9 protein-coding genes and 3 tRNA genes are annotated in these 9,801 nt (G+C 40.0%); all 12 read left to right on the top strand.

What is annotated here, in order from left to right:
• Positions 1-185: 185 nt before the first annotated feature.
• The 12 genes from QZ334_RS04995 to QZ334_RS05050 all read left to right on the top strand — a co-directional run bounded on the left by QZ334_RS04995 (position 186) and on the right by QZ334_RS05050 (position 9,570).
• Complete coding sequence (locus QZ334_RS04995; RefSeq protein WP_005385669.1) at positions 186-605, top strand: Fur family transcriptional regulator; 420 nt, start codon at positions 186-188, stop codon at positions 603-605.
• A gap of 161 nt (positions 606-766) precedes the next feature.
• Entirely contained in the window at positions 767-1,603 is an 837-nt protein-coding gene (locus QZ334_RS05000; protein WP_295232437.1) for a deoxyribonuclease IV, read from the top strand.
• 87 nt (positions 1,604-1,690) lie between these two features.
• Positions 1,691-2,866 carry an exonuclease SbcCD subunit D gene (locus QZ334_RS05005; protein ID WP_295232441.1) on the top strand — a complete coding sequence of 392 codons (1,176 nt, stop codon included), beginning with the start codon at positions 1,691-1,693 and terminating at the stop codon, positions 2,864-2,866.
• Positions 2,867-5,950: an AAA family ATPase gene (locus QZ334_RS05010; RefSeq protein WP_295232444.1), complete on the top strand. Its 3,084-nt coding sequence runs from the start codon at positions 2,867-2,869 to the stop codon at positions 5,948-5,950.
• A gap of 79 nt (positions 5,951-6,029) precedes the next feature.
• Entirely contained in the window at positions 6,030-6,404 is a 375-nt protein-coding gene (locus QZ334_RS05015) for a VOC family protein (protein WP_024065847.1), read from the top strand.
• A complete protein-coding gene (locus QZ334_RS05020; protein WP_105089631.1) occupies positions 6,404-7,111 on the top strand; it encodes a ThiF family adenylyltransferase in 708 nt (235 codons plus the stop codon). The genes QZ334_RS05015 and QZ334_RS05020 overlap by 1 nt, the downstream gene beginning before the upstream one ends.
• Positions 7,108-7,542 (top strand): peptidylprolyl isomerase, encoded by a 435-nt coding sequence (locus QZ334_RS05025; RefSeq protein ID WP_005385683.1) that lies wholly within the window; start codon positions 7,108-7,110, stop codon positions 7,540-7,542. Before QZ334_RS05020 ends, QZ334_RS05025 begins: the two co-directional genes overlap by 4 nt.
• Before the next feature lie 4 nt (positions 7,543-7,546).
• Complete coding sequence (locus QZ334_RS05030; RefSeq protein ID WP_105089630.1) at positions 7,547-8,176, top strand: hypothetical protein; 630 nt, start codon at positions 7,547-7,549, stop codon at positions 8,174-8,176.
• Between the two features lie 82 nt (positions 8,177-8,258).
• Positions 8,259-9,098, top strand: a complete 840-nt coding sequence (gene speE, locus QZ334_RS05035) for a polyamine aminopropyltransferase (protein ID WP_295232447.1) — start codon at positions 8,259-8,261, stop codon at positions 9,096-9,098.
• 217 nt (positions 9,099-9,315) lie between these two features.
• Positions 9,316-9,391: transfer RNA gene (locus QZ334_RS05040), tRNA-His, on the top strand.
• A 24-nt stretch (positions 9,392-9,415) separates the two neighbouring features.
• Positions 9,416-9,490: transfer RNA gene (locus QZ334_RS05045), tRNA-Gln, on the top strand.
• Between the two features lie 4 nt (positions 9,491-9,494).
• Positions 9,495-9,570, top strand: a tRNA-Lys gene (locus tag QZ334_RS05050).
• Positions 9,571-9,801 lie beyond the last annotated feature (231 nt).

Consider the following 9,801-nt stretch of genomic DNA (forward strand, 5'->3'; position numbering starts at 1 on the left):
ACCCTTATAGGGTCAGAGCAAACCACCCGTTCTACGGGTGGTTATGATTACTTAATAGTTAATACTATCTATCTTGATAAGTGTTGAGAATTCTGATATAATAGATAATAATTATTTCTTGTGAATGGCCGATAATGGTCGATGCCTTATAGATTTCCAAGTGGAGAAAGGTAGAGTAGAGTATTATGGATATCGCACAAATTCTGCGTAGCCAAGGGTTCAAAGTAACCCCACAACGTATTGCGATTTATGATGCCTTGCGTGGTCATCATGATCATCCAACAGCAGAAATGTTGTATCATACGTTGCGTCCTGAACATCCAAGTATGAGCTTGGCAACCGTGTACAAGACGATGGAGATTTTTGAAAAAATCGGTCTTGTAAAAATTTTAGAAGTAGGTGATGAGCGCGCTCATTACGATTGGGACACACAAGCTCATTCCCATATCCGTTGCATCCGTTGCAACAAGGTAGAGGATATGATGGGCATTGATTTACAAGCTATCAAAACAATTGCTGATCAAGGTAGCGAGTATCAAATCACAGGTCAACATATTACCTTTGAAGGTGTATGCCCTGAGTGTGCTAAAAAAGAAAGTCATTAATACATAACCCCTGTCGCGAAGGGCTCCTTCACGGTAGGGGTTATATTAGTTATATATGTCTTCTATTCATTAGGCTTTTGGAATAGATGTAAGCGTAATAGAATAGATATTAGAATTGAGTATTTTAGAATTTTAGAATTATATAAATATAAAGGAGTATTATGTTTGTCATCGGCAGTCATTTATCAATTAGCAAAGGTTATTTAAACATGGGGAAGGAAGCTACAAAAATTGGAGGTAATACATTCCAATACTTCACGCGCAATCCTCGTGGTGGTAGTATGCGTGCCCTCGATGTAGAGGATATGAATAGCTTGAGTGCGTATATGAAAGAACATAACTTTGGCACCTTATTAGCTCATGCACCTTACACATATAATCCATGTGCAGCAAAAGAAGATTTGCGTGCTTTTGCAAAACAAGCCATGACAGAAGACCTAGAGCGTATGGAATATTTGCCAGGCCAAATGTATAACTTTCACCCTGGTAGCCATGTAAAGCAAGGTGTAGATCAAGGCATCGAATACATCGTGGAGTGCTTGAATGAAATTTTATTCCCTGGCATGAAAACAACAGTCCTCTTAGAGGTCATGGCAGGTAAGGGTACAGAAATTGGTTCTCGATTTGAGGAAATTGCACGCATCATCGACGGTGTGAAATTAAAAGAATACATGGGCGTATGTGTTGATATATGCCATATCCACGAAGGTGGTTATGATATCGTCAATAATCTTGATGGTGTTATTGATGAGTTTGACCGTATTGTAGGCTTAGACCGTTTAAAAGCCATTCACTTGAATGACTCTAAAAATCCTATGGGCGCTCATAAAGATCGGCACGAAAAAATTGGGGAAGGTCACATCGGTATCGATGCCATCGCTCGTATTGTGACACATCCTAAATTGACGAACTTGCCGTTCTATTTGGAAACGCCAAACGAACTCGATGGGTATGCAAAAGAAATTGCTATGTTACGCTCTATTGTAGAGAATCAATAATTAAGCTAAAACGCAGTCTTAGTTATATAATTATTTATATAACTACATTCAGATAAGGTGTAGGGAGAGCTGGAAAGGGGGGATAAAATGCGTTTTTTACATACTGCTGATTGGCATTTAGGACGTATTTTTTATGGTCAGTATTTAACAGATGACCAAGCTCATGTGTTGGAGAATCAGTTCTTTTCTATTTTGAAAGATGAAAAAATCGACGGCATATTGTTAGCCGGGGACGTATTTGATAGAGCGGTACCTCCTATTGAAGCTATTGAGTTATGGGATTCCATCATTACCCGTCTCGCTATGGATTATAAGGTGCCACTCTTCGTGGTAAGCGGTAATCATGACGGCGCTGAACGCCTTGAAGTGGGCCGCTCTATGTTAAGTCAATCAGGAATCCATATTTGGGGATCCCCTCATCATGCATTACAACCCTTTGAATTTGAAGGCTCTGATGGTAAGATCGCTATTTGCCCTATGCCCTTTAGCGAGCCTCGTCGCATTGGGGATGCATTAGGGTTAGGTTTTGCTACCCCTTCTTTGGAAACTGGTCTCAATCTACATAATTATGACCAAATGTATCAGGCTTGGAGCAACCATTTACGTAATCAAGTGCCAAAGGGGATGCGTAGCATTGCTATTAGTCATGCCTTTGTAATGGGCGGTGATGTAGGTGGCTCTGAGCGTACCTTATCTATCGGTGGTAGTGAACAAGTAAGTCCACAAGTCTTTAAAGACTTTCACTATACAGCCCTTGGCCATTTGCATGGGCCTCAGCGAATGGGGGCAGACTATATTCGTTATAGCGGATCGCCTTTAAAGTATTCCTTTGATGAGCATGCGCAGAAGAAGTCTTTCACCATTATTGACATGGATGCAAAGGGAAAAGTAGATATTAGCACCATTCCTGTAGAAGCGAAGCGTGACGTAGTGATTTTAGAAGGTTATTTTGAAGATTTGCTAAATAATAAGGAATTACAGGCTAAGCATAAAGATGATTATGTACAGGCCCGACTGCTTGATACGATGCCTATAATGGATGGGATGGCTAAGCTGCGCCAAGTGTATCATCGATGCATGACTATTGATTTAGTCGGTCGCATGGCAACTCCTATGGCAGATATGGATGAAGCTGTTTTTAAAGAGTTAAACGAGCGCGAATTATTTAATCAGTTTGCTGAAACCGTGTGGAAAGAGCCATTAACAGAGCGTGAGCAACAATACATTAACTCTGTATGGGATCGAATTCTAAAGGAGGACTAAATGAAGCCTATATCTTTAACTATAGAAGCCTTTGGTCCGTACCGCGATTCGGTTACCTTGGACTTTAATGAGCTCCAAAACCATTCCATGTTCCTCATCTCTGGTCCTACAGGGGCGGGAAAAACATCCATACTAGATGCGATGGTGTATGCCTTGTATGGTGAGCCTAGTGGAGAGGTGCGCAAAACAGATGCTATCCGTAGTGATTTTGCAGAACCTCAGCGTATGACTCGCGTAGATTTTTCCTTTGCTATCGGTGATGCTCGGTATCGTGTTGAACGATTGCCAAAACAATTGGTAGCTAAAAAACGTGGTACAGGTATGCGTGAGCAGAATGCTAGTGCTACTGTATACGAAATGAAAGATGGGGAGTGGAAAGTTATTGCTACCTCTGCCGCTGCTATTCGTGATACGATTCAACGAATTATAGGTTTTCGTAAAGATCAATTCTTACAAGTAGTACTTTTGCCGCAAGGGGAGTTTAGAAAATTATTAGTAGCCTCCACCAGTGAACGAGAGGAGTTATTACATACACTCTTTAGAACTGAGTTATATCGAAGATTACAGGATGCCCTAAAATCTGCTTATGATGAGGCAAAATCCGGTATTGAAGAAAATATAACAAAACAATCTGCATTACTGCAATCCATTCCGCATGATGAAGAAATCCCTGTACTAACTATTGAGCATGTACGAGAGCTTTTGAAAGATAGAGAACCTCATCGTGATACGCTTGTTGTTGAACGTAATAAAGCTGTAGATGTAGTGGATCAGTTCAATACATTGCGCAATGAGTGGGCCTTATATAATCAGGTACAACAATCTCTTATTGAGGCTACGAACAAATTAGACTTGGTAAAAGAAAGAGAAAAGGAGCGGTCTAGTTTAAATGAAAAGGTTCAGTTCCTCACCAGTTTAACACCAAACTATGAATTATATAAACAACTTGATGATAAACAGTCGGTGTTAAAAACCTTGAAAACGGCACTTTCAGATGCAAAAAAAAGTGTAGAGGTCGCAGCTCAACATGAGTCTAAATGTACAGAGGCTTATGAAGTGTTAGCATCTCACGCTGAAACTATACAAGCTAAGAGGACTACGTTGGCGCAACTACGACAACAGTCAGAGAAATTTGATGAGTTAGCACTGCTAAATCAGGAATTGACCACATTAAAGAGCAAGTTAGAAACACAAGACCGTGAGAAAAGTGAAGCTAAGTTGCAGGCTCAGCACAAGTTAGTAGCTGATTTAGAGGCTGAGTTAGTTGAAGTGAGAAAACAGTTTCAAGTTAATAGTAAAGCGTTAGAGTCTATTCCTCACATCCAAGAGCAGTTGAGCCAGTTGCAACGATATTCTGAATTGTTAGCAGAGAAACAAAAGGCTCAAAACGATATTGATGCTAAGGAAGAGTCTTTAGCGACTCTAGATGAATCTGTAAAGAACTCAACGGTACGGCTTGAACGTTTAGAACATCTGATGGCAGAGGGACGAGCTTTTGAACTGGTTCATTTGGTAGTAGATAATGAACCGTGTCCTGTATGTGGTTCTACAGAGCATCCACAGTTAGCATCTAAGCCAGAGTTATATCCGAATAAAGAGGAAATAGAAGAGGCTCGTGCAGTGCGTGATGGAGCATTACAGAAGCGGGCTAGCGAAATTGGTCAGAAAGAAACATTATCTGTTCGCCTACATGAGTTAGATGAGCAAGTTAAAGACCAAGTTTCTAAACTTACATCATCTATTGCTGAGTTTTCAGAAGATGCTTTTGATTCTATTCATCAAGACTTGCTGTCCCAAATAGATCAACTCACAGTTTTGCGTAGTGACACCGAACAGTTGAGTGAAATTATAACTAAAAATGAGCATGACTTGATTGAGGCTAAAGATACATTATCAAAATTGGAAATCGGTCATAATGAATTGCTTAATAATTTGCATGACTTAGAGGTTCAGATTAGTTCTGTACAGGCTAAGATAGATGGGTTAGCTAAGACATTGCCGACTACAGATCTTGAGGCATGGCATAAACAGATTGAATTATTAGAGACTGAAATTAAAGAATACGATGAGCAGTTGAAGGTTTGTAAATCAAGTCTAGATGCTGCTAAAGAGCAGCTCAACGCTAAACGGGGACGTTTAGAAATCTTATTTGCACAAGTGCAGGAAGAAACAAAAAATCTTGATGGATTTTACCAAGAATATGTAAAATCATTACAATCCATTTCTGTATCTGAAGATGATTTTATAGATGCGTTGGTTGATTATAAGGCCTTAGATGCGTTTAGAACTGAGCTACATGCATTAGATGAGGCTTTTAGTACAGCTCAAGCTGTATATGATGCGGCTTTGAAACATGCCCAGTCTGTAATAGAACCAAGTAATACGGTTTCTGACGAAGTATATGATACGGCCGTAGAGAAACGTGATAATTTAGTAGGTTCTCTTGCGGCTTGGGATAAAGAAACAAAACATATTAAAACCACATTAGCATCATTAGAAGAACTGGAAAAGGCTATGGGCGAAGCTCGTGAGGAAATCACTTTCTTAAGTCGTCTAAATGATTTGGCAAATGGCGGTGAACAAGGGTTTAAAAATGTAACCTTTGAGCGCTATGTGTTGGGGGCTATCTTAGATGAAGTCGTATATGCAGCTAATTTACGGCTTCAAACGATGAGTCGTAATCGTTATTCCTTGGAACGTTCTGACTATACAGGTGGTGGACGAGGCAAACAAGGCCTTGATTTGGCCGTTATGGATGCTTTCACAGGTCAGTCAAGACCGGCGAACACCTTGTCTGGTGGTGAAACCTTTTTGGCATCGATGGCTCTTGCCTTAGGTCTTGCGGATGTCATTCAAAGTTATGCAGGTGGTATTCATATGGATACGATGTTCATCGACGAAGGCTTTGGTACTTTAGATCCAGATACATTAGAACTTGCCATGGAAACATTGGTACAATTACAATCTTCTGGACGCCTCATCGGCATGATTTCTCATGTACCTGAATTAAAGACTCGTATACCTGCCCACTTAGAGGTCACACGCGGTGATGATGGTAGTACAGCAAAATTTGTTATTAACTAGCTATAGAATTGCCAAATGTGATACTATTAAAAGAGGAGAATTCCTACAAAAACATACTGGAATTAATTAAGGAGGTCCTATGAAGTTTTCATTTGCTCACAATAATATAAATGTTAAGGATCTTGATAAAAGTTTAGCTTTCTATAAAGAGGCTTTATTACTTGAGGAATCTCGCCGCTTGGAAGATCCAAGTGGTGCTTTCATCCTTGTATATTTAAAAAGTCCATACACAGCGCATGAATTAGAACTTACATGGTTGCGCGACTGGGACCGCCCTTATAATTTAGGGGACAATGAATTCCACTTGGCATTTTATGTAGATGACTATGAAGCAGCTCTTAAAAAACACAAAGAGATGGACGTTGTAGCCTACGAAAATGCTGATATGGGGATTTACTTCATTGCCGATCCAGATGGTTATTGGACAGAAATCATTCCGGCGGGTAAATATTAATGGAATATATGTTAACTCGTTTAGAATGGTTAGTTGGACCAGATAAAATCCAAACCTTAAAGAATACATCTGTGGCTCTCTTTGGTGTCGGTGGTGTAGGCGGTGGAGCTCTTGAGGCTCTAGTACGTGCAGGGGTTGGGCGGATCGTTCTTATCGACGGAGACTCTATAGCACCTAGTAATTTGAACCGCCAAATGATTACGACTCATGACACAATTGGAGAGCGTAAGGTAGAGGTAGCAAAGGCACGAGCCCTTTCTATTAATCCGGATGTAGTGATAGAAACTCATGATATTATGTATACTGAGGAAAGTTACCCTGGATTTATTCAAAGCTTGCACGTTGATTATGTAATCGATGCCATCGATATGGTAACGGCAAAACTTAATATTATTGAGGTGTGTCAACGTGAAAGCATCCCTGTTATTTCTTGTATGGGCGGCGGCAATCGCTTTTACCCTGAAAAACTTATGATTGCTGATATCAATAAGTCTCATACATGTCCTTTGGCGCGCGTTATGCGTCGAGAACTCAAAAAACGGGGTATTAAAAAGCAGTTAGTTTTATTTTCTACAGAAAAACCGACAAAACCACAGTTCCGCGGCGAAGCAACAAGCCCTGGTACATGTAGTTTTGTGCCACCAGTGGCAGGTTTTATATTAGCAGCACATGTGTTGCGTACAATTTTGGAGGTACCTGAACAATGAAAAAAGCAAAAATCCATATGGCTGACGGCGGCGATATCGTAATTGAATTATTTGATAAAGAAGCTCCTGGCACAGTACAAAACTTCATTGACTTGATCAACAAAGGTTTCTATAATGGCCTTCGTTTCCACCGTGTAATCCCAGGCTTCGTAGCTCAAGGCGGTTGCCCTAATGGCAATGGTACAGGTGGCCCTGGTTACACAATTAAAGATGAATTGATTGGCAACCCACATAAACATGAACGTGGTGCATTGTCTATGGCTCACCGTGGTCCTAATACTGGCGGTAGCCAATTCTTTATCGTATACGAACCACAACCTCACTTGGATGGTGTACACACTGTATTCGGTAAAGTAATCGAAGGTATGGACGTAGTTGATGGTATTCACCAAGGTGCCATCATGGAAACTGTTGAAGTAATCGAAGGTTAATCTCATGAATGATGTATCTATTAAACATCCAGAATGGCTATATATTGATGTAAATGGTAAAACATCATATGGGTATGACCAAGAATGGTTCACTGATGAGTGGCAACGCTTGTCTGGTTGTGGTCCCACATCGGCATCACAAGTATTGGGTTATTCGCTGTTTAGGGATGGCTTATTAGATCTGGAAACCACATCCGATCAAACGCTTGCTTTAGAACGGATGAACTTAGTTTGGAAATATGTAAAGCCACGCTTTGGTGGTGGTGTTTATAAGACTCAATGGATGGAACGTGGTCTTACTCGTTTACTGGAGGATAAAGGCCTATCTTATGATGTACATATGTTGAATGTATCTCCGTTCTGCGCATCTCGTGTAGAGGTGGAGGCTGCAGCTCAGTTTATTCATGATGCATTGGCGCAAGATGTGCCTGTAGCATTTTTGAATCGTCATAAGGGTAAAGAGAAAGCTCTTTATACATGGCATTGGGTTCCAATTCACAAGATATTTATGGATGGCGATGATATTCGCTGTGGCATCTTTGATGAAGGTGAAATCCGTGATTTCTCGTTAGCAAATTGGATGAAAGACACTATTTTAGGTGGCGGTTTCTGTTATATTAGTCGTAAAGATTAAGAAACAGAGCAATTAACGTAATATACATACGCATCGCAATCATCTGCGGTGCGTATTGTAGTATAAAAGTAGGAGGTACTACATGAGTCAATGGATTACAGAGGAACAAACTCCTCATTTACGTCTTAGCGCTGAAGCAGAAGAGGTATTATACTCTGGTGAATCTGAGTTCCAAAAAATTGAAGTGTTTAAATCTAAAGAGTACGGTACGATGCTCGCATTAGATGGTGTATTCCAAACGTCTGAGCGTGAAGAGTTCATCTACCATGAAATGATGAGTCATGTTCCATTGTTTTTACATCCAAATCCTGAACATGTATTGATCATCGGTGGCGGTGATGGTGGCGTAGCCAGAGAATGTGTACGCCATGATTGTGTAAAAGAAGTAACAATGGTTGAAATCGATGGTAAAGTTGTGGAGCTTGCTAAACAATATTTACCAACTATTGCTAAAGCTATGATTGAAAACAATCCAAAATTAACTGTAAAAATTGGCGATGGTATAGGTTTCATGGCAGAAGCAGAAGATTACTATGATGTAATTATCGTAGACTGCTCCGACCCAATCGGTCCTGGTGAAGGTTTATTTACTGAAGAGTTCTATAAGAATACATTAAAAGCTCTTAAAAAGGATGGCTTATTTGTACAACAAACAGAATCTCCTATGTTGCATCAACCGCTTGTTGAAAAAGTGTTTGGTTACGTAAATAATCACTTCCCAATTGCGCGTTTGTATACTGCATTTATTCCAATTTATCCTGCAGGTATGCATTGCTTCACATTGGGTTCCAAAACATTTGACCCATTAACATGGACACCAAATCGTGAACAAAACTTTGAAACTAAGTACTATAATGCTGAAATTCAAAAGGCTGCTTTTGCTTTGCCAAATTTTGTAAAAAACTATTTGCCAACTAAGTAAATAATATGTATAATAGGGGAGCACCATTCGTAAGGTATAACTTATGGATGTGCTTCCTTATTTTTCTGAGGAGAAAGAGTTTATATTAGGGATAACACACTTTTTCATTTTATTTGTAAAAGTTAAATGAAATTGAGAAAAAGGTGTTGACACAAATCTCTAGAACAGATATAATTCTCTTTGTTACGAAGACAACGTCTTCGATACCTACAAGGTGGTGGGTATGGTGAAGCGGTTAACACGGCGGATTGTGGCTCCGTTACGCGTGGGTTCGATCCCCACTACTCACCCCATAACCTACACATCATAATCACTGTAGGGGTGTCGCCAAGTGGTAAGGCAACGGACTTTGACTCCGTTATGCGCTGGTTCGATCCCAGCCACCCCTGCCAACATGACTCACTAGCTCAGTTGGCAGAGCACCTGACTTTTAATCAGGGTGTCCCGCGTTCGAGTCGCGGGTGAGTCACCAAATTAAAACTCACAAACTTCGGTTTGTGAGTTTTCTATCTCTATTCATAGGGTATTTGGTTATGATTGTATGTATAAAATCAATCAAAAATAAGTTGAAAAAATCTTTGAAAAAGAGGTTGACGATTTAAGATTAGATTGATATACTATACAAGTCGTTAGGGCAACAACCTAACGTAACAGATCTTTGAAAACTGAACAATGATAGGTAATCAATCAATACGATTGAACA

The sequence above is a fragment of the Veillonella sp. genome (assembly GCF_019414865.1).
Lineage (GTDB): Bacteria > Bacillota > Negativicutes > Veillonellales > Veillonellaceae > Veillonella.